General features: G+C 70.5%; 24 protein-coding genes and 2 pseudogenes. 9 read left to right on the top strand and 17 right to left on the bottom strand.

The window, feature by feature from the left end:
- Positions 1-54: 54 nt before the first annotated feature.
- The 5 genes and pseudogenes from N1031_RS08225 to N1031_RS08205 form a co-directional block, all read right to left on the bottom strand.
- Entirely contained in the window at positions 55-378 is a 324-nt protein-coding gene (locus tag N1031_RS08225) for a DUF2469 domain-containing protein (RefSeq protein WP_259479137.1), read from the bottom strand.
- A 38-nt stretch (positions 379-416) separates the two neighbouring features.
- A complete protein-coding gene (rnhB, locus tag N1031_RS08220; protein WP_259479136.1) occupies positions 417-1,217 on the bottom strand; it encodes a ribonuclease HII in 801 nt (266 codons plus the stop codon).
- A 150-nt stretch (positions 1,218-1,367) separates the two neighbouring features.
- Positions 1,368-2,147, bottom strand: a pseudogene (gene lepB / locus N1031_RS08215) (signal peptidase I); the annotation flags it as partial.
- Between the two features lie 64 nt (positions 2,148-2,211).
- Positions 2,212-2,559, bottom strand: coding sequence for a 50S ribosomal protein L19 (gene rplS / locus N1031_RS08210; RefSeq protein WP_259479134.1), 348 nt, complete (start codon positions 2,557-2,559; stop codon positions 2,212-2,214).
- A gap of 159 nt (positions 2,560-2,718) precedes the next feature.
- Positions 2,719-3,222, bottom strand: coding sequence for an MFS transporter (locus N1031_RS08205; protein WP_259479133.1), 504 nt, complete (start codon positions 3,220-3,222; stop codon positions 2,719-2,721).
- Positions 3,223-3,299: 77 nt separating this feature from the next.
- Here N1031_RS08205 and map point away from each other — a divergent pair, with 77 nt between their 5' ends.
- Positions 3,300-4,067, top strand: coding sequence for a type I methionyl aminopeptidase (map, locus tag N1031_RS08200; RefSeq protein ID WP_259479132.1), 768 nt, complete (start codon positions 3,300-3,302; stop codon positions 4,065-4,067).
- A gap of 12 nt (positions 4,068-4,079) precedes the next feature.
- Here map and trmD read toward each other — a convergent pair whose 3' ends face one another.
- The 4 genes from trmD to rpsP form a co-directional block, all read right to left on the bottom strand.
- Positions 4,080-4,781, bottom strand: coding sequence for a tRNA (guanosine(37)-N1)-methyltransferase TrmD (gene trmD, locus N1031_RS08195; protein WP_259479131.1), 702 nt, complete (start codon positions 4,779-4,781; stop codon positions 4,080-4,082).
- Positions 4,782-4,889: 108 nt separating this feature from the next.
- Positions 4,890-5,456 carry a ribosome maturation factor RimM gene (rimM, locus tag N1031_RS08190; protein WP_310795672.1) on the bottom strand — a complete coding sequence of 189 codons (567 nt, stop codon included), beginning with the start codon at positions 5,454-5,456 and terminating at the stop codon, positions 4,890-4,892.
- Positions 5,457-5,472: 16 nt separating this feature from the next.
- Complete coding sequence (locus N1031_RS08185) at positions 5,473-5,709, bottom strand: RNA-binding protein (RefSeq protein ID WP_259479130.1); 237 nt, start codon at positions 5,707-5,709, stop codon at positions 5,473-5,475.
- 2 nt (positions 5,710-5,711) lie between these two features.
- On the bottom strand, positions 5,712-6,140 hold the full coding sequence (gene rpsP / locus N1031_RS08180; RefSeq protein WP_259479129.1) for a 30S ribosomal protein S16: 429 nt from the start codon (positions 6,138-6,140) through the stop codon (positions 5,712-5,714).
- Between the two features lie 176 nt (positions 6,141-6,316).
- Between rpsP and N1031_RS08175 the strand changes: the two genes are divergently transcribed.
- On the top strand, positions 6,317-7,513 hold the full coding sequence (locus N1031_RS08175) for a glutamate--cysteine ligase (RefSeq protein ID WP_259479128.1): 1,197 nt from the start codon (positions 6,317-6,319) through the stop codon (positions 7,511-7,513).
- Between the two features lie 3 nt (positions 7,514-7,516).
- Here the strand turns inward: N1031_RS08175 and N1031_RS08170 are convergent, their stop codons facing one another.
- The 3 genes from N1031_RS08170 to ffh all read right to left on the bottom strand — a co-directional run bounded on the left by N1031_RS08170 (position 7,517) and on the right by ffh (position 11,095).
- Complete coding sequence (locus N1031_RS08170; RefSeq protein WP_259479127.1) at positions 7,517-8,323, bottom strand: LLM class F420-dependent oxidoreductase; 807 nt, start codon at positions 8,321-8,323, stop codon at positions 7,517-7,519.
- A gap of 133 nt (positions 8,324-8,456) precedes the next feature.
- Positions 8,457-9,434: a siderophore-interacting protein gene (locus N1031_RS08165; RefSeq protein WP_259479126.1), complete on the bottom strand. Its 978-nt coding sequence runs from the start codon at positions 9,432-9,434 to the stop codon at positions 8,457-8,459.
- Positions 9,435-9,517: 83 nt separating this feature from the next.
- On the bottom strand, positions 9,518-11,095 hold the full coding sequence (gene ffh / locus N1031_RS08160; RefSeq protein ID WP_259479125.1) for a signal recognition particle protein: 1,578 nt from the start codon (positions 11,093-11,095) through the stop codon (positions 9,518-9,520).
- 107 nt (positions 11,096-11,202) lie between these two features.
- Here ffh and N1031_RS08155 point away from each other — a divergent pair, with 107 nt between their 5' ends.
- The 7 genes and pseudogenes from N1031_RS08155 to N1031_RS08125 all read left to right on the top strand — a co-directional run bounded on the left by N1031_RS08155 (position 11,203) and on the right by N1031_RS08125 (position 19,558).
- Positions 11,203-11,661: a MarR family winged helix-turn-helix transcriptional regulator gene (locus tag N1031_RS08155; RefSeq protein WP_259479124.1), complete on the top strand. Its 459-nt coding sequence runs from the start codon at positions 11,203-11,205 to the stop codon at positions 11,659-11,661.
- Positions 11,658-12,884: pseudogene (locus tag N1031_RS08150) on the top strand (MFS transporter); the annotation flags it as partial. The gene N1031_RS08155 and the pseudogene N1031_RS08150, both read left to right, overlap by 4 nt.
- Positions 12,885-13,414: 530 nt before the next feature.
- Positions 13,415-14,458 carry a LacI family DNA-binding transcriptional regulator gene (locus N1031_RS08145; protein WP_259479123.1) on the top strand — a complete coding sequence of 348 codons (1,044 nt, stop codon included), beginning with the start codon at positions 13,415-13,417 and terminating at the stop codon, positions 14,456-14,458.
- Positions 14,459-14,673: 215 nt separating this feature from the next.
- On the top strand, positions 14,674-16,293 hold the full coding sequence (locus tag N1031_RS08140; RefSeq protein ID WP_259479122.1) for a xylulokinase: 1,620 nt from the start codon (positions 14,674-14,676) through the stop codon (positions 16,291-16,293).
- A gap of 126 nt (positions 16,294-16,419) precedes the next feature.
- Complete coding sequence (locus N1031_RS08135) at positions 16,420-17,175, top strand: L-ribulose-5-phosphate 4-epimerase (protein WP_259479299.1); 756 nt, start codon at positions 16,420-16,422, stop codon at positions 17,173-17,175.
- Entirely contained in the window at positions 17,172-18,695 is a 1,524-nt protein-coding gene (gene araA, locus N1031_RS08130; protein ID WP_259479121.1) for an L-arabinose isomerase, read from the top strand. Before N1031_RS08135 ends, araA begins: the two co-directional genes overlap by 4 nt.
- Before the next feature lie 50 nt (positions 18,696-18,745).
- Positions 18,746-19,558: an alpha/beta fold hydrolase gene (locus tag N1031_RS08125; protein ID WP_259479120.1), complete on the top strand. Its 813-nt coding sequence runs from the start codon at positions 18,746-18,748 to the stop codon at positions 19,556-19,558.
- A 30-nt stretch (positions 19,559-19,588) separates the two neighbouring features.
- On the opposite strand, the gene N1031_RS08120 is transcribed toward N1031_RS08125, so the two are convergent.
- Genes N1031_RS08120 through N1031_RS08100 form a run of 5 tightly spaced genes read right to left on the bottom strand, consistent with a single transcriptional unit; the run spans position 19,589 to position 25,477 of the window.
- Positions 19,589-20,881: a thymidine phosphorylase gene (locus tag N1031_RS08120; RefSeq protein WP_259479119.1), complete on the bottom strand. Its 1,293-nt coding sequence runs from the start codon at positions 20,879-20,881 to the stop codon at positions 19,589-19,591.
- A 13-nt stretch (positions 20,882-20,894) separates the two neighbouring features.
- Complete coding sequence (locus N1031_RS08115) at positions 20,895-21,320, bottom strand: cytidine deaminase (protein WP_259479118.1); 426 nt, start codon at positions 21,318-21,320, stop codon at positions 20,895-20,897.
- Between the two features lie 10 nt (positions 21,321-21,330).
- Positions 21,331-22,617 (bottom strand): ABC transporter permease, encoded by a 1,287-nt coding sequence (locus N1031_RS08110; protein WP_375163629.1) that lies wholly within the window; start codon positions 22,615-22,617, stop codon positions 21,331-21,333.
- 44 nt (positions 22,618-22,661) lie between these two features.
- Positions 22,662-23,951: an ABC transporter permease gene (locus N1031_RS08105; RefSeq protein ID WP_259479117.1), complete on the bottom strand. Its 1,290-nt coding sequence runs from the start codon at positions 23,949-23,951 to the stop codon at positions 22,662-22,664.
- Positions 23,948-25,477, bottom strand: coding sequence for an ABC transporter ATP-binding protein (locus N1031_RS08100; protein WP_259479116.1), 1,530 nt, complete (start codon positions 25,475-25,477; stop codon positions 23,948-23,950). The genes N1031_RS08105 and N1031_RS08100 overlap by 4 nt, the downstream gene beginning before the upstream one ends.
- Positions 25,478-25,542: the final 65 nt, after the last annotated feature.

Below are 25,542 nucleotides of genomic sequence, written 5' to 3'. Positions count from 1 at the left end.
CGAATCTGTGGAGAGACGGTCACGACGGCGGGGTGGTGCAGGAGCAGTCGCGGCTCACTCGTCGAGCGCGAGCTCCTTCGGCAGCTCGAAGTCTTTGCTCGAGAGCTCCTCGACGTTCACGTCTTTGAACGTGAGCACCCGCACAGACTTCACGAACCGGTCGGCCCGGTAGACGTCCCACACCCACACGTCATTCATCGCCAGCTCGAAGTAGAAGTCGTGCTCGGTGTCGCGGCGGGTGAGCTCGACCTCGTTGGCGAGGTAGAACCGCCGCTCGGTCTCGATCACGTACTTGAACTGGGAGACGACGTCGCGGTACTCCCGGTAGAGCGCGAGCTCGACCTCGCGGTCGTAGTCGTCGAATTCGTCTTCGTCCATCGTGACTCCAGTCTAGGCGGCTGCGGGCGCTGCCCGCCTTACGCGGCAGTGCCGCCCGGTGCGCTGTCGGCGAAGTCGAACTCGACCTGCCCTGGGGCCGCGCCCCGCGCATCCGGCGCCAGGACCCTGCTCAGCCAGGTGTGACGGTGCAGCCCGCTCGGCCCGTGCTCGACGATCGCATCGCGGTGCTCCTCGCTCGCGTACCCCTTGTTGCGCACCCAGCCGTACATCGGATGCTCCCCGTCGTGCCCCACCATGAGGCGGTCACGGGCCACCTTCGCCACGACGGATGCGGCGGCCACCGAGGCGCAGTCGCGATCCGCCTTGATGCGGGTGGTCACCGCGAGCCGCGAGGGCCGCAGCGGCACGGGATCGAACCCGGCGCGGGCGGCCTCGGCGAGCGGCACACCGCCCCAGAGGGTTCCGGAGGCCGCGGCCGAGAGCCAGTCCCAGTTGCCGTCGAGCACCACGGTGCACGCCTCGACGTCGACCCCGGCGTGCTGCAGCTCGGCCAGGGCACGCACGCCCGCGAGCCCGAGGCACGCGCTGATGCCGAGGCGGTCGATCTCGGAGGCGGACGCGTAACCGACCGCACTCATCAGCGACCAGGCCGCCGCCACCGGGGCGAGCTCCTCGCGCCGCTGCTCGGAGAGCAGCTTCGAGTCGCGGAGGCCCTTCGGCACGCGGCTCGAGGTCTTCACCTCCACGACGCTCAGCCCGACCGCGACCGGCCCGGCGAGTGCGCCGCGCCCCACTTCGTCGCACCCGATCACGAGACCGGCGCGCCCGGGTAGGAGCGACCGCTCGAAGCGGAGGGTGGGCTCGGCGACCGGAGACACTCAGCCGGCTCCGGGGAGGGCGAGCGGCGACAGGGATGCGGGAGCAGCGGCGCCCAGCGCAGCCCCGCCCAGCGCGGCCCCCTCCAGCTCGGGGTCGACGGCCTGCGACTCGGAACCGTCGCCCGACTCCGACACCGTGGGCTCCGCATCCGGGATTCCCTCGAACACGCTGCCGTAGTTGTCGAGCCAGGTCCAGTGGTCGATGGGCCAGGTGACCAGGATGGCGCGGCCCACCACGTTGCCGACGGGCACGAAACCCTTGCCGGGCTGGTCCTGGTTGAAGCGCGAGTCGGCGGAGTTGTAGCGGTTGTCGCCCATGACCCAGAGCGAGTCGGCCGGAACCGTGATCTCGAACGGCTCCTGCGAGACCGTCGACACACCGTCCGGGAGCTTGAGGTAGGCCGACTCGTCGAGCGCCACGCCGTTGACCGTCATCTGGCCCAGGGCGTTGCAGCAGGCGACGGTGTCTCCGGGCAGGCCGATGACGCGCTTGATGAGGTGGTCGTTCGCGTCGTCGGCGGCGAGGCCGACCCCCTCGAGCACCCAGTCGACCGCGGCGGCGAACGGGTTCTTCACCGGCTCGGCGACCGGTGGCAGCCAGCCACCCGGATCCTTGAACACGACCACGTCGCCCCGCTCGATCGGCATGAGGCCGGGTTCGAGCTGGTTCACGAGGATGCGGTCGTCGATCTGGAGGGTGTTCTCCATCGACCCCGAGGGGATGAAGAACGACCTCACCAGGAAGGTCTTGATGAGCACCGAGGCCAGTAGCGCCACCACGAAGATGATGAGCAGGTCGCGGGCGAAGAGCCAGGCGCTGCGTGAACGCCGCGACCTCCGGCTGCCGCTGCCCCCCGCGCCGGCACCGGAACCGTCGCCCGACCCGTCGGACGGTGCACCGGGCACCTGGGGCACTGATGTGTCTGTCATTTAACCGCCTGAGCTCCCGACCACTGTAGTGGCCGGGAGCTCAGGATAACCGGGGAAACCCGACTTACGCGTCGCGCTTCTCCTTGATCTTCGCCTTCTTGCCGCGGAGGTTGCGGAGGTAGTAGAGCTTCGCGCGGCGCACGTCACCGCGGGTGACCAGCTCGATGTGGTCGATCACCGGGGAGTGCACGGGGAAAGTGCGCTCGACGCCCACCTGGAAGCTGACCTTGCGCACGGTGAAGGTCTCGCGCACGCCTTCGCCCGAGCGGCCGATGACGACGCCCTGGAAGACCTGGATGCGCGAACGCGTGCCCTCGATGATGTTCACGTGCACCTTGACGGTGTCGCCGGCACGGAAGTCGGGGATGTCGCTCTTGAGCGACGCTGCATCGACGGAGTCGAGGATGTGCATGATGGTGTTCGCAATCTGTACCCGCCACAGGTCGACTACGGCTTCGTGTCAGTAGGAGTCGTGCCCGAGTGATGCTGGCTCCCCTGTGGCAGAGCCTGGCCGTGGCACAAGCGTCTATTGTGCCATAGGCGAGCCACGGCGCGCAAAGCCGTGTTCACCTCAGAGCCGCGGCGGCTGCTCCTCGCGCGTCACCGACGACGGCTGGATGACGATGTACTCCCCGTCGATGCGGGGGCTGCGCCGCTGCTGCGGCACGCGCGCCTGCTCCTCGAACCGCGCGACCGCCTCGCGCACGCGCCTACGCGTCTCCATCACGAGCTGCACGATCCCCGCCCAGAACAGGGCGAGTACGGCCACCACGACGAGCGTCGAGAGCAACGCGGTGACCGGCGTGAAGAACCCCACCGCGATCACCAGGCCGTGCAGCACCGTCAGCAGCCCCGCATCCAGCCACGACACCGCGCGCTCGGCGCGCACGTCTTTGCGGGCGAACACGATGCCGGCGGTCGCGAGCATCGCCACCGTGAGCATCATCACGCCCACGATGAGGCCGATGATCTGCCAGCCGGTGGCGGCGAAGACGCCCCAGCCCACCAGGATCCACGCGGGGAGGATGACGGCGGCCGGGAACTGCCAAGAGAAGAACGCCCGACGGATGACCACGACTCCAAGAGTATGCAGGGTCTCCGGATGTTCGCTGAGATCCGAGTGGATAAGGTCTTGGAGGAGGAAGGACCACCATGATCGAGCTGAAGACCCCCGCCGAGATCGACGAGATGCGGCCCGCGGGCGCGTTCGTCGCATCCGTTCTCACCGAGCTCGCCGCGCGCGCCACGGTCGGCACCAACCTGCTGAAGCTCGACGCGATCGCGCACGAGATGATCCGCAAGCGCGGCGCGGAGTCGTGCTACATCGACTACCACCCCTCGTTCGGCGCCTCGCCCTTCGGCAAGGTGCTCTGCACGAGCGTCAACGACGCCGTGCTGCACGGCCTCCCCCACGACTACGTGCTGCGCGACGGCGACGTGCTGAGCCTCGACTTCGCCGCCTCGGTGAACGGCTGGGTGGCCGACTCGGCGCTCACCGTGGTGGTCGGCACGCCGCGCTCGCCCGAAGACACGCGCCTGATCGAGGTGACGACGGATGCGCTGGCCGCGGGCATCGCGGCTGCGCAGCCCGGTGGGCGGCTGGGCGACATCTCCGCCGCGATCGGCGCCGTGGCCACGGCCGCGGGCTACGGCGTGAACACCGACTTCGGCGGGCACGGGGTGGGCCGCACGATGCACGGCGACCCGCACGTGCCGAACCAGGGGCGCGCCGGGCGGGGGCTGCCGCTGCGTGCGGGACTCGTGATCGCGATCGAGCCGTGGTTCCTCGAGACCACCGACCGCATCTACACCGACAAAGACGGGTGGACGCTGCGCTCGGCCGACGGGTCGAACGGGGCGCACATGGAGCACACGGTGGCGATCACCGAGGACGGCCCGGTGGTGCTGACGGCGCGCTGAGCGCGGGGTAGTTCAGGCGGGCGGCAGCAGGTCGGGGCGCACCCGGCGCGTGCGCTCGAGCTGCTGCTCGTGACGCCACTCGTCGATGGCGCGGTGGTTGCCGCTCAGCAGGATCGGGGGCACCTCGAGCCCCCTCCAGTTCGCGGGCTTGGTATAGCTCGGGTACTCGAGCAGACCGTCCTCGTGCGACTCCTCGACCAAGCTCTCGGGGTTGCCGACCACACCGGGGATGAGCCGGCCGATCGCCTCGATCATCGCCATGACCGCGACCTCGCCGCCGTTGAGCACGTAGTCGCCGAGGCTCACGAGGCGAACCTCCGCGCGGGTAGCCGTGTGCTCGAACACGCGCTGGTCGATGCCCTCGTAGCGCCCGCAGCCGAAGACGAGGTGGTCGCGCGTGGCGAGTTCGCGGGCCATGCGCTGGGTGAAGGGCTCGCCGGCGGGTGAGGGGAAGATCACCACGGGACCGGGCTCTGCGGAGTCGGGCTCTCCGAGGATCGTGTCGAGCGCCTCACCCCAGGGCCCGGGCTTCATCACCATGCCGGCGCCGCCACCGTAGGGGGTGTCGTCGACGGTGCGGTGGCGGTCGTGGGTGAACGCGCGCAGGTCGTGGGCCTCGAACTCGATGATGCCGGACTGCCGGGCGCGGCCGAGGAGCGAGATGTCGAGCACTCCGAAGAACTCGGGGAAGATCGTGACGACGTCGATGCGCATCCGCCCAGCGTAGCCCGGCACGGTGCGGCCACGAGGCCGCGACTGCGGTCACGCGCGCGGGAAATGACGAGGACCGAGGCGCTATTCGCCTCGGCCCTCGTCATTCGGTCAGTTTTCCGGATCGTCGCCCGCCGGCTCGGGCTCGGCCGGGTCGTCGGGCAGCTCCTCGAAGAGCCCCGCGGGCGGCGTCACCGTCACGACGCCGGCCGCCACGTCGACCGACGGCACGATCGCCTTCACGAACGGCACCATCACCTCGCCGTCGGCGGTCTTCACCACGAGCAGGTCTTGCGCCGGCAGGTGCTCCACGAGCTTGACCGTGCCCACCTGCACGCCGTCGCGCTCCACACGGAGGCCGACGAGCTGGTGGTCGTACCAGGCGTCCTCCTCCTGCGAGGAGTCATCGGACTCGTCGAGGTCGATCCACAGGATCGCCTTGACGAGTTCTTCCGCGGCGTTACGGTCGGGCACACCCACGAAGAACCCGACCGGGTGCCCGTTGTACCACCGCAGCTCCGAGAGCTCGAGCGTCTTGCCGTGCCATGCCGAGGTGGTGGGCACCTGCAGGGTGAACACCGCCCCCGGCACGAACCGGCGCTCGGGGTCGTCGGTGAACAATTCCAGCTTGATGGCGCCCTTGAGTCCGTGCGCCTTGGTGAGGCGCCCGACCCTCAACTGGGTCTTCTTCTGCTCAGTAATCGGTGTCCACCACGTCTACACGCACGCGACGGCCGTCGGCCAGCGCGCTGACGAGGGTGCGCAGCGCCTTGGCGGTGCGGCCCGATCGCCCGATCACGCGGCCGAGGTCGTCGGGGTGCACACGCACCTCGAGGACCTCGCCGCGCGGCGAGCTCTTCGTGACGACCCGCACCTCGGTGGGGTTGTCGACGATCCCCTTGACGAGGTGCTCGAGAGCGGGAGCGAGCAAGATCAGGCCTCGTCGGCGGCCGGAGCAGCCTCGTCGGCCGACTCGGCCGGCTCAGAAGCGGCGGGAGCAGCGGCAGGCTTCTCGGCCTTGGGCTTCAGCACCGGCTTCTTCTTCTCGTCGGCGACGAACGCCTCCTTCTCGGCCTTGACGCGCACGGTCGAGACGGCGTCCTTGTCGCCCTTGAACTTGCCCCAGTCACCCGTGAGCTTCAGCAGCGCGGCGACCTGCTCGGTCGGCTGCGCGCCGACGCCGAGCCAGTACTGGGCACGCTCGGAGTCGACCTCGATCAGCGAGGGCTCCTCGGTGGGGTGGTACTTGCCGATCTCCTCGATGACACGACCGTCGCGCTTGGTGCGCGAGTCGGCCACGACGATGCGGTAGTAGGGCGCACGGATCTTGCCGAGGCGCTTCAGACGGATTTTGACAGCCACAATTCTCCTGTGTGATGTGAAGGTGGGCGAACTGGGGGCCGTGAGCGTGGGGGCACACTCGGCACAAGCTCTGGGGGATTCCGTGACGGCCTGATTAGAGGGTCGGGCACGCACGGACTCGACTGGCTATTCTGACAGATGTTGCGGCCGAAGCGGTAATTCTCGAAGGGCACTCGATGGAGATCAGGTTCGCGGAGTCGGAGCGCTCCACCCTCGGCATCGAGTGGGAGATCGCCCTGGTGGAACGCAGCTCGGGCGATCTGGTGTCGGTGGCGGGCGACGTGCTGGCCGCTCTGGCCAAGCCCGACGGCTCGCCGCACGACCGCATCACGGGTGAGCTGCTGCTCAACACGGTCGAACTCGTCACCGGCGTGCACCACCGGGTGAAAGATGCGGTGGCCGACCTGCAGCACCAGCTCGCCGAGGTGCGCGCCATCACCGACCCCCTCGACGTCGAGCTCATGTGCGCCGGCTCGCATCCCTTCGGCCAGTGGTTCGAGCAGACCGTCACCGACAAGGAGCGCTACCATAAGCTCATCGACCGCACCCAGTGGTGGGGCCGCAACATGATGATCTGGGGCATCCACGTGCACGTCGGCATCGACGACCGCGAGAAGGCCCTCCCCATCGTCAACTCGCTGCTCGACTACTACCCGCACCTGCAGGCGCTCAGCGCCTCGAGCCCGTTCTGGGGCGGCGTGAACACCGGGTACGCCAGCAACCGCGCCCTCATGTTCCAGCAGCTGCCGACCGCGGGGCTCCCCTACCAGTTCGGCGCCTGGGCGAACTACGAGGAATACGTCGCCGACCTGCTGAAGACCGGTGTCATCAGCGACCACACCGAGGTGCGGTGGGATGTGCGTCCCAGCCCGCAATGGGGCACGGTCGAGATGCGCGCCTGCGACGGCCTCTCCACCGCCGAGGAGATCGGGGCGGTCGCCGCGTTCATCCAGTGCCTGGTCGACGACATGTCCGAACGCCTCGACGCGGGCGAGGAGCCGCCCACCATGCAGCCCTGGTTCGTGCGCGAGAACAAGTGGCGCGCCGCCCGGTACGGCATGGAGGCCGAGATCATCCTCGACAGCTCGGGCCGCGAAGAACTGGTGACGGATGCGGTACGCCGCGAGCTGGAACGCCTCGCCCCGGTCGCGGCTCGGCTCGGCTGCACCGCCGAACTCGAGCAGGTGAACCTCATCCTCGAGCACGGTGCCAGCTACCAGCGGCAGCTCCGGGTGGCCGAGCAGAACGGCGGGAGCCTCCGCGCCGTCGTGGCCTCGCTCACGAAGGAGCTGCGCCACGGCCTCCGAGCCGATGTCCCGGGAGTGGTGGGAGCGGACGCCCCCACCACTGCTCAGGAGGACTTCGTCATCTGACCGTCAGCGCACCGAGTCGCGCCAGGCGACGAGGTCGCGCACGCTCTGCATGTCGAGGTCGGGCGCCGAGATGCCGAGGGTGAAGAGCGTCACGCCGAGTTCGAGCTGGCGCTCGCGCTCGGCGAGCTGCGCGCCGTCGCCGGCGCGCGTGCCGACGGAGAGCTCGATCTCGGAGACGTCGCGGCCGACCGTGTCGCACCAGTCGCCGAGGATGCCGAGCTTGCGCTCGAGCGTCGCCGTGTCGGAGAACGAGTGCCAGATGTCGGCGTGCTCGGCCACGATGCGCAACGTCTTCTTCTCGCCACCGCCGCCGATGAGGATGGGGAGGTCGCGCGTGGGCGCGGGGTTGAGCTTCGCCCAGCGCGCCTCGATGCGGGGCAGCGCCTCCGAGAGGGCGTCGAGCCGCTGCCCGGCGGTGCCGAACTCGTAGCCGTACTCGTCGTAGTCGCGCTCGAACCAGCCGGAGCCGATGCCGAAGATGAGCCGCCCGGGCTCGCCGTTCTTCGCCGAGATGTGGTCGACGGTGCGCGCCATGTCGGCGAGCAGGTCGGGGTTGCGGTAGCTGTTGCAGGTGACGAGCGGGCCGAACTGGATGGTGGTGGTCTGCTCGGCCCACGCGGCGAGCATGGTCCAGCCCTCGAAGTGCAGGCCGTCGGGCTCACCCGAGAGCGGGTAGAAGTGGTCCCAGTTGAAGGCGACGTCGACGCCGAGGTCTTCGAGTTCGGCGAGGGTGTCGCGGATGGTGGAGTAGGAAGCGTGCTGGGGGGCGATCTGCACGCCGACGCGCACAGGGCGGGAAGGGGTCGTCATGGTGCCAGCATAGGCACGGCTCCGCGGATGCGCGGACGCGGCGAGGTGAGGATGCGCGAACGCGGCGAGGTGAGGATGCGCGGACGCGGCGCGGTGGGCGGCTCCGCGGACGCGGCCTCCGGATGCTCGCCGCCTAGTTCTGCTCGACGCGGCCGTGCCGCCAGTACCCCATGAACGCGACGGCCTTGCGGTCGATGCCGCGCTCGGCCACCAGGTGCCGACGCAGCGCCTTGATCGTGCCTGCCTCACCGGCGAGCCAGGCGTAGAGGGGTACGGCCGCGGTCGCGCCCTGGTCCGCCTCGGGCACCTCCCACAGCAGGTCGTGGTCGACGTCGAGGGCGTCGAGTTCGTCGACCGAGACCGAGTCGGCGGCGGCAGCGGCGGCAGCGGCGGCGGCCGCAACCGACGCCTCAGCCTCGTGCTCGGCGAGCAGCCGCCCCGCGTGCTCGTGCACCAGCGGCTGCAGCGCCTCACCGTGCGCCCCGTGGTCGCGCCCGACCACGATCACCTCGAGACCGGGATGCGCGGGCAGCGCGGCCGCGTCGCCCGCATCCGGAACCTCGACCAGCACGCAGCCCCGCGCATCCGCCGGCAACTTCTCGATGATGTTCGCGATGGCCGGCAGCGCCGTCTCGTCGCCCGCTACGAGCACACGCGCCGCCGTGGGCGGGAGGTGGAAGTCGATGCCGCCGTGCGGCCCGTCGAAGTCGGCGTTGGGGCCGCAGATGACGAGGGTGGAGCCGAGCGGAGCGGTGGAACCCCAGGCCGTCGCGACGCCGGTGAGACCGTGGAGCACGATGTCGACGTCGATCTCGCGGGAGGCGGGGCGCACCGCGCGGATCGTGTAGGTGCGCATGGGCGGGCGCTCGTCGTCGGGCAGCTCGCGCCAGGCGGTGTACCAGTCGGCCTGCGACTCCACGAGGGAGGCGACGCTTGACCCGGTGATCGGGAAGAGCAGCTTGATGCGCTGGTCGTAGCCGTTGTCGGCGAAGCGGTCGAGGTCGGCGCCCGAGAAGGTGAAGCGCACGAAGTTCGGGCTGAGCACGGTGCGGCGCACGAGCTCGACCTCGAACAGGCGGAACGGGAGGGCCTCGGTGGTACTCGTAGTCACGCAGGCAAGGCTACCCTAACCACGCGCATCCGGCTCGCCCTCGGTCGGCGGAGCCCATCACCCGGGCCCCGCGCAGGCCTCGCTCAGCGCAGGAAGCGCTGCAGTGCCTCGAGCTCCTCGGGCGTGGGGTTGCCGCTGCCATCGGCGGCCTTCGCACCGAGACCGAAGCCCGCTCCCCCGCTCGAGCCGGCGGTGACGGCGGGCTTCACCCCGCTCGCGCGGGCGGCGTTCTCGGCCGCGCGCTTGGCGGGGTTGCCCGAGCGAGAGCCGCCCTTCTTCTTCGCCTGCTGCTTGCCGCGGCCGCCGCCGTACCCCGCACCGGGGATCGGGCCCATGCCGGGAACGTTCGGCACCCCGCCCTTGGCCACGGTCTTCATCATCTTCGAGGCCTGCTCGAAGCGCTGCACGAGCTGGTTGACGTCGGTGACGGTCATGCCCGAACCGCGCGCGATGCGCAGGCGCCGCGAGCCGTTGAGCAGTTTCGAGTTCTTGCGCTCGGCGGGGGTCATCGACTGGATGATGGCCTCGGTGCGCACGATCTCCTTCTCGTCGAAGTTGTCGAGCTGCTGCTTGAGGCCTCCGGCACCCGGCAGCATGCTCATCATCTTCTTGATCGAGCCCACGTTGCGCAGCTGCTGCATCTGCTTGAGGAAGTCGTCGAGCGTGAACGAGTCGGTCGCGAATTTCTCGGCGACCTTGCGCGCCTCCTCCTCGTCGAAGGCGGACTGCGCCTGCTCGATGAGGGAGAGGATGTCGCCGAGGTCGAGGATGCGCGACGCCATGCGGTCGGGGTGGAACGGCTCGAAGTCGTCGAGGGTCTCACCTGTGGAGGCGAAGATGATGGGGCGGCCCGTGACCGAGGCCACCGAGAGCGCGGCACCGCCTCGCGCGTCGCCGTCGAGCTTGGTGAGCACCACACCGGTGAAGTCGACGCCCTCCTGGAACGCGCGGGCCGTGGCGACGGCGTCTTGACCGATCATGGCGTCGATGACGAAGAGCACCTCGTCGGGATTCGTCGCCTTGCGGATGTCGGCGGCCTGCTTCATCATCTCGGCGTCGACGCCCAAGCGGCCGGCGGTGTCGATGACCACCGTGTCGTACTGCTTGTCGACGGCGAACTTGAGGGAGTCCTTCGCCACCTTCACCGGGTTGCCCACGCCGTTGCCGGGCTCGGGCGCGTAGACCGCGACTCCGGCCTGGCCGCCCACCACCTGCAGCTGGTTGACGGCGTTGGGGCGCTGGAGGTCGGCGGCGACCAGCAGCGGGGTGTGGTTCTCTTTCGCGAGCCACTTCGCGAGCTTGCCCGCGAGGGTGGTCTTACCGGCACCCTGGAGGCCGGCGAGCATGATGACGGTCGGCGGCTTCTTGGCGAACTCGAGCCGGCGCTGCTGCCCGCCGAGGATCGCCACGAGCTCCTCGTTGACGATCTGCACCACCTGCTGCGCCGGGTTGAGCGCCCGGTTCACCTCGTCGCCGAGGGCGCGCTCGCGCACCTTGCCGGTGAACTCCTTGACCACCTCGAGCGCCACGTCGGCGTCGAGCAGGGCACGCCGGATCTCGCGCACGGTGCCGTCGACGTCGGCGGGGCTGAGCTTGCCCTTCGTGCGGAGGTTCTTGAAGGTCTCGGCGAGCCTGTCGGAGAGGTTTCCAAATGTAGCCATCGTGCGATCAGTTTAACCGCACCGGATGCGCGGGGCCCGAGCGCTCTCAGCGAACGCGGGCGCGGGAGGGTTTCGTTAACCAGGCTAATGAGCGTAGGTTAACGACCATGGGTGATGAACGAGATGCGGGCGGAACGACGGATGCGGGTGACGGCACCGACCTCGAGACCGAGCTGCGCGTCGCCACCCTGAGGCTCGCCCGGCGCCTCCGCCAGGAGAAGGCCGACGACGAACTGAGCGACGGCCAGCTCAGCGTGCTGGCCTACCTGGATCGCAACGGCCCGACGAGCCCGGCCATCCTGAGCTCGTTCGAGCACGTGAGCCCGCCCGCCATGAACCGCACGCTCAACGCCCTCGAAGCGCTCGGCTACCTCGGGCGCAGCCCCAGCCCCGACGACGGGCGGATGGTGGTGGTGACGCTCGCGGATGCGGGGCGCACCGTCGTGCTCGAGACCCGGCGCCGGCGGGAGGCCTGGCTGGGCACCCGACTCACAGGCCTGGACGACGCCGACCGCGAGGTGCTCGCCCGCGCCGCCACGATCATCCGGGCGATGATGGAGGCGTGAGCGCGGTCTTCCGCTCGCTCGCGAGCATCGACTACCGCATCTGGTTCGCCGGAGCGCTGGTGTCGAACGTGGGCACCTGGATGCAGCGCACGGCGCAGGACTGGATCGTGCTCACCGAGCTGAGCGACCACGACGCGCTCGCGGTGGGCATCACGACGGCGCTGCAGCTCGGACCGCAGCTGCTGCTCGTGCCGGTGTCGGGGTGGATCGCCGACCGGCTCGACCGGCGCAAGACCCTGATGGCGACGCAGCTGTCGATGGGGCTGCTCGGCGCGGGACTCGGCGTGGTGCTGCTGCTCGGCGTGGCGCAGCTGTGGACGGTCTACCTCTTCGCGCTGCTGCTCGGCATCGCCTCGGCGATCGACGCGCCCGTGCGGCAGACCTTCGTGTCGGAGCTCGTGCCGGGCCGCGACCTCGGCAACGCGGTGGCGCTCAACTCGGCGTCGTTCAACGCGGCGCGCACCATCGGGCCCGCGGTGGCGGGGCTGCTCGTGGTGGTCGTGGGGGCGGGTTGGGTGTTCCTGCTCAACGCGGTGTCGTTCGCGGCGGTGCTGGTGTCGCTCGCGTTCATCCGGCCCGCGCGGCTGGTGCCGGTCACCCGGGCACCTCGTGGTCGGGGGCAGCTGCTCGAGGGGTTCCGCTACGTGCGCGGGCGGCCCGATCTGCTCGTGGTGTTCACGATCGTGTTCGTGATCGGCACCTTCGGATTCAACTACCCCATCTTCACGTCGACGATGGCGACGATCGAGTTCGGCCTCGACTCCGCCGGGTTCGGGTTGCTCACCTCGGTGATGGCGGTCGGGTCGGTGGCGGGAGCGTTGCTGTCGGCCAGCCGCGACAAGCCGCGGCTGCGGCTCGTGGTGCTCGCCTGCGCCGTCTTCGGCATCGGGGCGCTCGGTGCCGCGGTGTCTCCGGGGTATGCAGTGTTCGCGGTGGCGCTCGTGGTGGTGGGGTTCGCCGGGCAGGTGCTGATGACCACGGCGAACGGCACGGTGCAGACCACGACGGATGCGGCCATGCGCGGGCGCGTGATGGCGCTCTACATGGCGATCTTCATGGGTGGAACGCCGATCGGGGCACCGCTCGTGGGGTGGGTGGCCGACACGTTCGGGCCCCGGTGGGGGCTCGGCGTGGCCGCCGCGGCGGGGGCGGTGGCGTTCGCCATCGGGGTGGCGTGGCTGGTGGTGTACCGGGATGCGCGGCTGCGGCTCGTGCGGGTGCCGACGGGCGCTGACGGGGATCGGGCGGTGGGCGGCACGGGCGCGGGCAGCGGGGACGTGGGCGCGGTTCGGGCAGCGGGTGCGGCGGGCGCGGGCGGTACGGCGGGCGCGGGCGGTGGGACCGAGGCGGCGGGCGCCGTGGGTGCCGTCGGCAATGAAGCGGGTGTCGGCGGCGCCGACGTGGCCGGCGGGTTCGCCACTCGAGGGCGTATCCGAGCTCCTGGGGGCGGCGGAGGTGCCGTGGCGTGGCGAAGCGGCGCCGGCTCGCGTCGCGGGCGGCTGCGCGTGCGGCTCGTGTTCGGGGAGCGGGACCGGATGGCTGCGGCGTCGACCGCGACGGGGTCGTTCGCGGCGGTCGCGCCACGGGAGCGGCTGGCCGAGGAGTTCGAGCTCGACGAGGCCGATGCGCGCCGCGCCTGAACCGCCATCCGCTCAAGCCGGCCGGCGCGGCGCATCCGGACCCCGTTCATCCGCGCCCGCCCTGCGGAGGGTGACTCGGTATCCGGATGCGCGGGGGCGGCCATAATCGAGGGATGACGACGATGGCGGGCGAGGGGCGCGCGGCGCAGCCCGGGCGCGCCGCCAGCGTGTTCGACGTCGCGAAGGCGGCGGGAGTCTCGCACCAGACGGTGTCGCGGGTGCTCAACGATCATCCGAACGTGCGGACCGAGACCCGGCAGAAGGTGCTCGACGCGATGGAGCGGCTCGCCTACCGGCCGAACTTCGCGGCGCGGACGCTGTCGTCGAGCCGGTCGCGCATCATCGGCATCCTGTCGACCGCGAACGGCGAGTACGGTCCGGCCTCGACGATCGCCGCGGTGGAGGCGGCGTCGCGGGCGAAGGGGTACAGCGTCACCATCGCGAACGCCGACGGGCACTCGAAGGAGTCGGTGGCGGAGGCGATCGAGGTGCTCCGCAACGTGGCCGCCGAGGGGATCGTGGTCGTCGCGCCGCAGGCCGGCGTGCTCGAGGCGCTGGAGGCGGCGGCGGTCGGCATCCCGCACGTCACCACGCAGACGCTCGTGCGCCACGGCGAGCAGGACCTCGCTGCCGAGCAGGTCGCGGGCGCGCGCGCCGCCGTGGCTCACCTCGCCGAACTCGGGCACCGGCGCATCGGGCATCTCGCCGGCCCCGGCGACTGGATCGACGCGCGGTCGCGGCTCGAGGGCTTCCGTGCCGAGATGGCGGCGAGGGGCCTGGATGCGGACGCGGTGGCCCACGGGGACTGGAGCGCGGCAGCGGGGTACGCCGCCGCCCCGGAACTGCTCGACCGCGGGGTGACGGCGGTGTTCTCGGCCAACGACCAGATGGCGCTCGGGATGCTGCACGCCGCATTCGACGCCGGACTCGACGTGCCGCGCGACCTCAGCGTCGTCGGGTTCGACGACGCCCCCGAATCGGCGCACTACCGACCGCCGCTCACGACGGTGCGTCAGCGCTTCGACGAGGTCGGCCGCCTCGCCGTCGCCCGCCTCCTCGGCGAACCGGAGGGCTCCGCTCCGCCCGCCGCGCCGCCCGCCCCTCCTCCCCTCTTGGTGCGCGGCTCCACCGCGCCCCGCCCGGCTGTCGAGCACTGACCCCGGCGCGCATCCCGGCCCTTCGAGAAGTCGCGAAGTGCCCTCACCTCGGGCACGCGGGGCACTAGGTGACTTCTCGATCACAGAGAACTCCGGGATGACGCCAGCGGGCGGATGGCCTACACTGGGCAGGTGATTGTGATCGATCACAATCACGCCTGGGCGCCGCAGAACGGACTCCGCGCCCGGATCGACGAGCTAGGAGCACCGCCGCCATGTCACTCGCCCCCGCCGACGCCATCCGCTCGGGCCGCACCACGCTCGGCATCGAGTTCGGCTCCACCCGCATCAAGGCCTGCCTCGTCGACGCCGACGACCCGTCGACCGTGCTCGCCGTCGGCGGCCACGAGTGGGAGAACGAGTTCGTCGACCGCCTCTGGACCTACTCCCTCGGCGACGTCTGGTCGGGCCTCCAGGCCGCCTACGCCGCCCTCGTCGCCGACAGCGTCGCGCGTCACGGCACGGCGCCCGTCACCTTCACGGCGATCGGCGTCTCGGCCATGATGCACGGCTACCTCGCCTTCGACGCCGACGGCGAGCTGCTCGTGCCCTTCCGCACCTGGCGCAACACCAACACGGGCCCCGCGGCGGCGCAGCTGAGCGAACTGTTCGGCGTCAACATCCCCCTCCGCTGGTCGATCGCCCACCTGCAGCAGGCCGTGCTCGACGACGAGCCGCACGTTCCCCGCATCGACTTCGTCACCACTCTCGCCGGCTACGTGCACTGGAGGCTCACCGGCCGCCGCGTGCTCGGCGTGGGCGATGCCTCGGGCATGTTCCCCATCGACTCCGCCACCCGCGACTACGACTCCACCCTCATCGCGCGCTACGACGAGCTCGCCGCCGCGCCCCTCGCGGGCCGGAGTGTGACCGCCCTGCTCCCCGAGGTGCTCGTGGCCGGAGCCGACGCCGGCTCCCTCACCGAGGCCGGCACTCTCCTCCTCGACCCGACCGGGGTGCTCAAGCCAGGCGTGCCGCTCTGCCCGCCCGAGGGCGACGCCGGCACCGGCATGGTCGCCACCCGCTCGGTCGCCCCCCGCACCGGCAACGTGAGCGCCGGCACCAGCATCTTCGCCATGGTCGTGCTCGAGCGCCCCCTCGCCCACCAGCACCACGAACTCGACCTCGTCACCACCCCGGCCGGCGACGCCGTGGCCATGGTGCACTGCAACAATGGCGCCAGTGAACTCGCCGCCTGGGCCGGCCTCTTCACCCGCTTCGCGGCCGCCTCCGGCTCGGGCACCGACTCCGACGGCGTGTTCGACGTGCTGTTCCGCGAGGCGCTCGACGGCGAACCGGATGCGGGTGGCCTGCTGGCCTACAACCACCTGGCCGGCGAGCCCATCGCCGGTCTCGACGAGGGCCGCCCGCTGGTGGTGCGCACGCCCGACAGCCGCCTCACCCTCGCCAACTTCATGCGCGCCCAGCTCTACGGCGTGTTCGGCACCCTCGCCCTGGGTATGAAGGTTCTCGACGGCGAGGGCGTCGAGCTCGACCGCATGTATGCCCACGGAGGCATGTTCCGCACGGCGGGCGTGGCCCAGCGCTTCCTCGCCGGTGCGCTCGACGCGCCCGTGTCGGTCGCGGCCACCGCCTCCGAGGGCGGGGCCTGGGGCATCGCCGTGCTCGCCGCCTTCACGGCGTCGGTTCAGGATGCGCGCCGAGCCGACGAGAACGCCCCCGATCTGGACGCCTACCTCGGCGACGTCGTGTTCGCCGGCGCCGAGTTCAGCACCGTCGACCCCGAGCCGGCCGACGTCGCGGGCTTCTCCTCCTACCTCGACCGCTACCGCGCCGGCCTCGCCGTCGAGCGCACCGCCGCCGAATCGCTCTGACCGGGCCCGCAGAACCAGCTCACCCCACCGCCACCACCCGCCCCGCAGCCGCACGAGCATCCCGCTCACCGGCCCGCACCCCAGGAAGGACACCCGGTGCCCCCCTTCGACGATCTCGACACCCCGATGAAGCCACCCTCCCCCGACGAAGCGGGCTCTGCATCCGCTGCCCCCTTCGACCCGAGCCCTGAGCTGCAGGCCGCCATCGACCTGGTGCGCACCCAGGTCTCCGACCTGCACTCCGAGCTCACCCGCTACGACCTCGTCATCTGGACGGGCGGCAACGTGTCGGGCCGCGTGCCCGGTTCCGACCTCTTCGTCATCAAGCCCTCGGGCGTGCGCTACCACGAGCTGGCACCCGAGAACATGATCCTGTGCACCCTCGACGGCCGTGTCGTGCCGGGTACGCCCGGCTCCGACCGCTCGCCGTCGAGCGACACCGCAGCGCACGCCTACGTGTACCGCAACATGCCCGACGTCGGCGGCGTGGTGCACACCCACTCCCCCTACGCCGTGGCGTGGGCGGCGTTCGGCGAGCCCATCCCGTGCGTCACCACCGCGATGGCCGACGAGTTCGGCGGCGAGGTGCCGATCGGCCCGTTCGCCATCATCGGCGACGACTCGATCGGCCGCGGCATCGTGGAGACCCTGCGCGGCCACCGCTCGCGCGCGGTGCTCATGAAGAACCACGGCCCCTTCACCATCGGCAAAGACGCGCGCGACGCCGTCAAGGCCGCCGTGATGGTGGAGGACGTGGCCCGCAGCGTGCTGTTCTCGCGCCAGCTCGGCACCCCCCAGCCGATCGCCCAGGAGGCGATCGATGCCCTCTTCGACCGCTACCAGAACGTCTACGGACAAGACCCGACAGGATCCCTCGCATGAGCACCCTCAGCACCTCCCTCGACCCCTACGAGATCTGGTTCTTCACCGGCAGCCAGAACCTCTACGGCGAGGAGACCCTCCGCCAGGTGGCGGCCCAGTCGCAGGAGATCGCAGCGACCCTCGAGGCCGCGGCGGGCATCCCCGTCAAGATCGTCTGGAAGCCCGTGCTGAAGGACTCGGAGTCGATCCGCCGCGCGGCGCTCGACGTGAACGCCGACGACGCGGTGATCGGCGTGATCGCCTGGATGCACACCTTCAGCCCCGCGAAGATGTGGATCGCCGGCCTCGAGGCTCTGCAGAAGCCGCTGCTGCACCTGCACACGCAGGCCAACGTCGAGCTGCCCTACGCCGAGATCGACTTCGACTTCATGAACCTCAACCAGGCCGCGCACGGCGACCGCGAGTTCGGCTACATCCAGACCCGGCTCGGCGTCGCCCGCAAGACCGTGGTGGGCCACGCCACCAACCCGCTGGTGCAGAAGCAGATCGCCGATTGGTCGCGCGCCGCCGCCGGCTGGCAGGCCGTGAAGACCCTCAAGCTCGCGCGCTTCGGCGACAACATGCGCTACGTGGCGGTGACCGAGGGCGACAAGACCGAGGCCGAGATCCGCTTCGGCGTGCAGGTGAACACCTGGGGCGTGAACGAGCTGGCGGATGCGGTGGCCGGCTTCGAGGGCGACACCGCGGCGGTGGATGCGCTGGTCGCCGAGTACGAGGAGCTCTACGACGTGGTGCCGGAGCTCCGCAAGGGCGGCGAGCGGCACCAGTCGCTGCGCGACGGAGCCGCGATCGAGCTGGGGCTGCGCTCCTTCCTCGAGGAGGGCGGCTTCGGCGCGTTCACCACGAGCTTCGAAGACCTCGGCTCGCTCAAGCAGCTGCCGGGTCTCGCGGTGCAGCGCCTCATGGCCGAGGGCTACGGATTCGGCGCCGAGGGCGACTGGAAGACGGCCGTGCTCGTGCGCGCGGCGAACGTGATGGGTGCCGGCCTCCCCGGCGGTGCGAGCCTCATGGAGGACTACACCTACGACCTCGTCGACGGGGCGGAGACCATCCTCGGCGCCCACATGCTCGAGGTGAGCCCCTCGCTCAGCTCGGCCAAGGCCAGCCTCGAGATCCACCCGCTCGGCATCGGCGGCAAGGACGACCCGGTGCGTCTGGTGTTCACCGCCGACCCCGGCCCCGCCGTCGTGGTGGCGATGAGCGACATGCGCGAGCGGTTCCGGCTCGTGGCCAACGTGGTCGAGGTCGTGGAGCCGCGCGCTCCGCTGCCGCACCTGCCCGTGGGCCGTGCCGTGTGGCGGCCGGCTCCCTCGTTCGCCGTGTCGGCGGCGGCCTGGCTCACCGCGGGTGCCGCGCACCACACGGTGATGTCGACCGCCGTGGGCATCGAGGTGTTCGAGGACTTCGCGGCGATCGCGAAGACCGAGCTGCTCACCATCGACGAGGGCACGACGCTCAAGGGCTTCCAGAACGAGGTGCGCTGGAACCAGGCGTACTACCGGCTGGCGCAGGGGCTGTAGCCGGCAGCGCCCCGGGCCGGGCGCCGTCGGCGGGCGCGTAGCGTAGGAGGATGGACTCCGCGCTCAACCCCGTCGACGGCACCCGGATCGCCTACCGGGTCACCGCGGAGCCGGGCGCATCCGGAACCCCTGTCGTGCTCGCGCACGGCACCGCCCTCTCGAAGGCGATCTGGCGGGGCTTCGGGTACCTGCGCGCGCTCGCGCCCGACCGGCCGGTGATCGTGGTCGACCTGCGCGGCCACGGGTCGAGCGGCAAGCCGCACGAGGCCGACGCCTACGCGATGGACCGCTTCGTCGGAGACATGGTCGCGGTGCTCGACGCCGCGGGTGTCGAGCGGGCGCATTTCGCGGGGTACTCCCTCGGCGGGAGGCTCGGGTTCTCGCTGGCGGCCTCGCATCCGGAGCGGCTGGCGAGTCTCACGAGCCTCGCCGGGGCACCCGCCACCGGCGTGGGGGTGTTCGACCGCGTGTTCTTCGAGGGGTCGATCGAGGCCCTCGAGAAGGGCGGGATGAGCGGGTTTCTCGAGGAGTGGCGGCTGGCCTCGGGGGCGGAGGTCGACGCCGCGACGCGGGCGGCGTTCCTCGCCAACGACCCCGTGGCACTGGCCGCCTACATGCGGGCCGCCGAAGCCGCCCCGCGGGTGACCGACGCCGAGATCGAGCGCTTCGCGATGCCCGTGCTGCTGGTGGCCGGTACACGCGACCGTTCACGCCTGGTGGCTGCCGAGCACGTGCACGCGCTGCTGCCCGAGCCGCGGTCGGAACTCGTGGTGCTCGACGGCGCTACCCACGCCGACACGCCGCGGCAGCCCGCCGTGCCGGGGCTCGTGCGCGACTTCCTCACCCGCGCCGACGCTGCCTGAGCATCCGCGGTAGCGCCGTGTGAGGTGCCGTCAGGAGATGCGCTCGACCACCAGCGGCAGCGACTCCGGCAGCTCCGACGCCGGGCCCACCGCCCAGGCGCCGTCGAGCGCCGCGAGCGCCCGCGCGAAGCGCGACGCGTCGTCGGCCGCGAGGGTAAACAGCGGCTGACCCGCCACGACGGTGTCGCCCGGCTTCGCGTGCAGCTCGATACCCGCCGCGTGCACCACGGGGTCCGACGCCCTCGCGCGCCCGGCCCCGAGCCGCCACGCGGCGATGCCGAACGCCAGCGCGTCCTGCCGCAGCAGCACGCCCGAGGCGGGTGCCACCACGGTCTCGGTCTCCTTCGCCACCGGCAGCGCCGCGGTCGGGTCGCCGCCCTGCGCCCGGATGACCCGGTTCCACGTGTCCATCGCCCGGCCGTCGGCGAGCGCGGCCGCCACGTCGGCATCGGGCTGCCCCGCGAGCGCCAGCATCTCCGAGGCCAGTGCCAGGGTGAGCTCCACCACGTCGGCCGGCCCACCGCCCGCGAGCACTTCGAGCGACTCGCGCACCTCGTTGGCGTTGCCGATGGTGAGCCCGAGCGGCACCTCCATGTTGGTCAGCAGCGCCGTGGTGCGCACCCCAGCGTCGTTGCCGAGGTCGACCATGGTCTGCGCAAGCTCGCGCGAGCGCGCGATGTCCTGCATGAACGCGCCCGAGCCGAACTTCACGTCGAGCACCAGCGACGCGGTGCCCTCGGCGATCTTCTTGGACATGATCGACGAGGCGATGAGCGGGATGGCCTCGACGGTGCCCGTGATGTCGCGCAGCGCGTAGAGCTTCTTGTCGGCGGGCGCGAGCCCCGACCCCGCAGCACAGATGACGCCGCCCACCGATTCGAGCTGCTCCAGGATCTCGGCGTTCGACAGCGACGCCCGCCACCCCGGAATCGACTCCAGCTTGTCGAGCGTGCCCCCGGTGTGCCCGAGCCCGCGCCCCGAGAGCTGCGGCACCGCCACCCCGAACGACGCGACCAGCGGCATGAGCGGCAGCGTGATCTTGTCGCCCACCCCGCCCGTGGAGTGCTTGTCGACCGTGGTCTTCGACAGCTGCGAGAAGTCCATCCGCTCCCCCGAGGCGATCATCGCCAGCGTGAGGTCGCGTATCTCCTGGCGCGACATGCCGTTCAGCACGATCGCCATGGCGAGGGCCGCCATCTGCTCGTCGGCCACGTAGCCGCGGGTGTAGGCGTCGATCAGCCAGTCGATCTCGGGGGTGGAGAGAGCGCCGTGGTCGCGCTTGGTGCGGATGAGGTCGACGACGTCGAACGCCTCGGTGGCCATGCGGGTGGTTCCTCTACTGCTCGGCGATGGTGGATTCGCGGTACTCGACGAGAGTGCGCGGCCCGAACGCATCCGGGATGACCTCGTCGATGGTCTTGATGCCCGACACCGTCTCGAGCAGCATGCCCTCGGCGGAGTGCTCGAACAGCAGCTGCCGGCACCGCCCGCAGGGCATGAGCGCGTTGCCGTGCCCGTCGACGCAGGTGAACGCCACCAGCTTGCCGCCGCCCGACATCATGAGCCCCGACACCAGCGTGCACTCGGCGCAGAGCGTCAGCCCGTAGGAGGCGTTCTCGACGTTGCACCCCGAGATGACGCGGCCGTCGTCGACGATCGCCGCCACCCCCACGGGGAACTTCGAGTAGGGCACGTAGGCCTTCTCCATCGCCTCGAGCGCCGTGGCGCGCAGCGAATCCCAGTCGATCTCTTCTGCGGTCATCGTGCTGCTCCTAAGACCCGACGTACGGTTTGCCGGAGGCGGCGGGCCCTCTCACCCGGCCCACCAGTCCCGCGACGGCGAAGATGGTCACCACGTACGGCAGCATGAGCATGAACTCCGACGGCACCGGCGAGCCGATGATGCCGAGCACGTTCTGCAGGTTCGACGCGAAGCCGAACAGCAGCGCCGCGAGGGTGGCCCGGATGGGGTCCCACCGCCCGAAGATGACGGCCGCCAAGGCGATGTACCCGGCTCCGGCGGTCATCTCCTTGTTGAAGGCGCCCACCGAGCCGAGCGTGAAGTACGCCCCGCCGAGGCCCGCGATCGCGCCAGCCAGCGACACGTTCCAGAACCGAGTGGCGTTCACCTTGATGCCGACGGTATCGGCGGCCTGCGGATGCTCGCCCACGGCCCGAACGCGCAGACCCCACTTGGTCTTGAACAGGCCCCAGAACACCAGCGCCACCGCGATGTACATGAGGTAGACCACGATCGTCTGGCGGAACAGCGTCGGCCCGATGATCGGGATCTCGGACAGCAGCGGGATCGGGATGCGGTCGAACCGCGGCGGCGAGTTGAGCACCTCCGGGTCGGCCGTCAGCACCTTCGAGTAGAGGAACGAGGTGAGTCCGGTGACGAGCACGTTGAGCACCACACCGACGATCACCTGGTCGACCAGGTACTTGATGGAGAAGGCGGCGAGCACGAACGACACCAGGGTGCCCGCGACCACGGCGCCGATGAGACCCACGAAGGGGTTGCCGGTGATCGAGGCGATCACGGCCGAGGCGAAGGCCCCGGCCAGCAGCTGACCCTCGATCGCGACGTTGACCACACCCACGCGTTCGGAGATGACGCCGCCGAGCGCGCCGAAGATGAGCGGCACGCTGAGCGACACGGTTCCGATGAGGAGGCCGGGCACGGGGATGGTCTGCCCGGCCGACGCCCAGGTGAGGAACGCCACGAGGAAGAGCACGGCGAACACCGACATCAGCCACAGCCGTACCCGGCGCCCGGACGAGACGAGCCACGCCGAATAGGCCGCGAGCAGCACGAGCACGATGCTCACCACGATGCCGGTGACCCTCGTGGGCAGCACCACCTCGGGCAGCTGGATGACGTCGGAGTCGGTGGAGAGCCGGAAGGTCGACGACCCGTCGCGCCCGAACACGATGAACAGGATGATGGCGCCGAGGGCGAAGACACCGAAGGCCACCGGGGCCTTCCAGCTCTTCACCACCACGGTCTTCAGGGCGTCGGCGGGAGCATCCGGGTGGTTGTGCTCGGTGGGCGGCAGGCCGCCGGCCGGGGTGAGGTTGCTGCTGGGGGGAACGGTCTCGCTCACTTCGCCGCCACCGCCTCTCCGGTCGTGGCCGGCACAGGCCGCTTGGGCGCCTTCGGCTTCTTGGGCTTCGACGGATCGGGCAGGCGGAACACCGTGCGGATGAGCGGCGGGGCCGCGATGAACAGCACGATGAGCGACTGCACCACGAGCACGATGTCGATGGGGATGCCCTGCGAGGCCTGCATGGCGAAGCCGCCGGCCTTGAAGGCGCCGAACAGGATGCCCGCGATGAAGATGCCCCAGGGCTTCGACCGGCCGAGCAGCGCCACCGTGATGGCGTCGAAGCCGATGCCGGCGTCGATGCCCGAGCTGAAACCGGTGGTGACGGTGCCGAGCACCTGCGACACACCGGCGAGGCCGACGAGCCCGCCCGAGATGAGCATCGCGTAGACGTACATGTTCTTCACGTCGATGCCCGCGACCCGCGCCGCGTTGGGGTTGATGCCCACGGCTCGGAACTTGAAGCCGAGCGAGGAGCGGTTGAGCAGCCACCACACGAACACGGTCGCCGCGATCACCAGGATGAACCCGAAATGCAGGTTGAACTGCGGCCCCAGCAGGTCGAAGAACACCGCTGTCTCGTCGATGGGCGGTGACTTGGGGTTGTTCGACCCCGGCGCCTGCAGCACCGGGGTGCGCAGCAGGAACGACACGAGGTAGAAGGCGACGTAGTTGAGCATGATCGTGACGATCACCTCGTGGGCGCCGGTGCGCGCCTTCAGCAGGCCCGCGATGCCGCCCCAGATACCGCCGCCCACCACGCCGGCCACCACGGCAAGCAGCATGTGCAGACCCCAGGGCAGGTGGAGGGTGAAGCCCACCCAGCCGGCGCAGGCCGCCGCGATGAGCATCTGACCGCGGCCGCCGATGTTGAACATGCCGACGCGGAACGCCAGGCCCACACCGAGACCGGCCGCGATGAGCGGGGTGGCGAAGGTGAGCGTCTCGGTGATCGGCTTGATCTGCTGCACGAAGTCGGGCCGGTTGGGGTTGATGACCGCGCCCTGGAAGAGGGCGACGTAGGCACCCGAGACGGCCTTCCAGATCTCGGCGAAAGTGTCGCCGGGCCGGGCGAAGAAGTAGGCCGAGGCGGCTTGCACGTTCTCGTCGGTGACGGCGATGAGGATGCCGCCGGCCACCATCGCGAGCACCACCGCCAGGATCGAGATCATGACCGAGCCGCCGATGATCTCGTTGAAGGTGGTGCGCCAGCGCGAGGGCGGCGGGGCGGCCGCCGGCGTCGCGGCGGGCGCGGGCGGCGGGGTCGTCACGGTGCTGTCGCTCACGCGGCGGTTCCTTCCAGATCGGTTCCGGCCGGGATCTCGCCCGCCATCATGAGGCCGAGCACGTCGCGCGGGGTGTCGCCCGGCACGATGCCGACGATGCCCCCGCGGTACATGACGGCGATGCGATCGGCGAGCGCGACGACCTCGTCGAGCTCGGTGGAGACCACGATCACCGGGATGCCCTCGTCTCGGGTGGCGACGATGCGCTTGTGCACGAACTCGATCGAGCCCACGTCGATGCCGCGGGTGGGCTGGGCCGCCACGAAGAGGCGCAGCTGCCGGGAGAGCTCACGGGCGAGCACCACCTTCTGCTGGTTGCCGCCCGAGAGCCTCCCCACCTGGGTGGTGATGCCCTGCGAGCGCACGTCGAACTCCTTCGACTTCTCCTCGGCGAACTCGGCGAGGTACGACAGCTGCAGCCCGCCGGCCTTCACGAAGGGCGCGCCGTTAGAGCGGTCGAGCATGAGGTTCTCGGCGATCGTGAACTCGCCCACGAGGCCGTCCTCTTTGCGGTCTTCGGGCACGAACCCCACGCCGGAGTCGAGGACCTTGCGCACGGTCAGACCCCGCAACGAGCGGCCGTCGAGGGTGACGTCGCCGGTGACCCGCGGCTGCAGACCCATCAGGGCCTCGGTGAGCTCGGTCTGCCCGTTGCCCTGCACTCCCGCGATGGCGACGATCTCACCCGCGTGCACCTCGAACGACACGTCGTCGACCACGAGCTGGCCGCGCGGGTCGATGACCGAGAGGTTCTTCACCACCAGCGCCGCGGCGCCGGGTCGAGCGGGCTCCTTCTGCACGGTGAGCTCGACCGCGCGGCCCACCATGAGCGAGGCGAGCTCGGCGTTGGTGGCGGTGGGCGATGCTTCACCCACGACCTTACCGAGGCGCACGACCGTGATGCGGTCGGCCACCTCGCGCACCTCGCGCAGCTTGTGCGTGATGAACACGATGGAGGTGCCGTTCTGCTTGAGCTGGCGCATGATCGCCATCAGCTCGTCGGTCTCCTGCGGTGTGAGCACGGCGGTGGGCTCGTCGAACACGAGCACCCGGGCGTCTCGCGAGAGCGCCTTGATGATCTCCACGCGCTGTTGCACGCCCACCGGCAGGTCGTCGACCAGCGCGTCGGGATCGACGTCGAACCCGAAGCGGTCGCTGATCTCGCGCACCTTGGCCCGCGCGGCGGCCAGGTCGAGCCGCCCCGCGAATCCGGTCTGCTCGTGGCCCAGCATCACGTTCTCGGCCACGGTGAACACCGGGATGAGCATGAAGTGCTGGTGCACCATCCCGATGCCCGCGGCCATGGCGTCTCCGGGGCCGGAGAAGTGCTGGACCACGTCGTCGAGCACGATCTCGCCCTCGTCGGCCTGGTAGAGGCCGTAGAGCACGTTCATGAGGGTGGACTTGCCGGCGCCGTTCTCGCCGAGAAGGCAGTGGATCTCGCCGGGCTCGACCGTGAGGTCGATGTGATCGTTCGCGGTGAGGGCGCCGAATCGTTTGGTGATGCCCCTGAGTTCGAGCTTCATACAGCCAATCTACCTACCTGCTCGGAAGTGTCGATGGGTCTTTTAAGTAGACGAGGTCGGGGAGA

It is taken from the genome of Herbiconiux moechotypicola (assembly GCF_024979255.1).
Classification (GTDB): domain Bacteria; phylum Actinomycetota; class Actinomycetes; order Actinomycetales; family Microbacteriaceae; genus Herbiconiux; species Herbiconiux moechotypicola.
This window is presented reverse-complemented; position numbering and strand designations above follow the sequence as displayed.

Excerpts from the sequence above, each read along its gene's own strand:
- ffh (WP_259479125.1), bottom strand. The coding sequence starts at position 11,095 with ATGGCTACATTTGGAAACCTCTCCGACAGGCTCGCCGAGACCTTCAAG.
- N1031_RS08135 (WP_259479299.1), top strand. The coding sequence starts at position 16,420 with ATGAAGCCACCCTCCCCCGACGAAGCGGGCTCTGCATCCGCTGCCCCC.
- N1031_RS08145 (WP_259479123.1), top strand. The coding sequence starts at position 13,415 with ATGACGACGATGGCGGGCGAGGGGCGCGCGGCGCAGCCCGGGCGCGCC.
- N1031_RS08155 (WP_259479124.1), top strand. The coding sequence starts at position 11,203 with ATGGGTGATGAACGAGATGCGGGCGGAACGACGGATGCGGGTGACGGC.
- N1031_RS08170 (WP_259479127.1), bottom strand. The coding sequence starts at position 8,323 with ATGACGACCCCTTCCCGCCCTGTGCGCGTCGGCGTGCAGATCGCCCCC.
- map (WP_259479132.1), top strand. The coding sequence starts at position 3,300 with ATGATCGAGCTGAAGACCCCCGCCGAGATCGACGAGATGCGGCCCGCG.
- N1031_RS08175 (WP_259479128.1), top strand. The coding sequence starts at position 6,317 with ATGGAGATCAGGTTCGCGGAGTCGGAGCGCTCCACCCTCGGCATCGAG.
- N1031_RS08120 (WP_259479119.1), bottom strand. The coding sequence starts at position 20,881 with ATGGCCACCGAGGCGTTCGACGTCGTCGACCTCATCCGCACCAAGCGC.
- trmD (WP_259479131.1), bottom strand. The coding sequence starts at position 4,781 with ATGCGCATCGACGTCGTCACGATCTTCCCCGAGTTCTTCGGAGTGCTC.
- N1031_RS08115 (WP_259479118.1), bottom strand. The coding sequence starts at position 21,320 with ATGACCGCAGAAGAGATCGACTGGGATTCGCTGCGCGCCACGGCGCTC.
- rplS (WP_259479134.1), bottom strand. The coding sequence starts at position 2,559 with ATGCACATCCTCGACTCCGTCGATGCAGCGTCGCTCAAGAGCGACATC.
- N1031_RS08125 (WP_259479120.1), top strand. The coding sequence starts at position 18,746 with ATGGACTCCGCGCTCAACCCCGTCGACGGCACCCGGATCGCCTACCGG.
- araA (WP_259479121.1), top strand. The coding sequence starts at position 17,172 with ATGAGCACCCTCAGCACCTCCCTCGACCCCTACGAGATCTGGTTCTTC.
- N1031_RS08140 (WP_259479122.1), top strand. The coding sequence starts at position 14,674 with ATGTCACTCGCCCCCGCCGACGCCATCCGCTCGGGCCGCACCACGCTC.
- N1031_RS08225 (WP_259479137.1), bottom strand. The coding sequence starts at position 378 with ATGGACGAAGACGAATTCGACGACTACGACCGCGAGGTCGAGCTCGCG.
- N1031_RS08100 (WP_259479116.1), bottom strand. The coding sequence starts at position 25,477 with ATGAAGCTCGAACTCAGGGGCATCACCAAACGATTCGGCGCCCTCACC.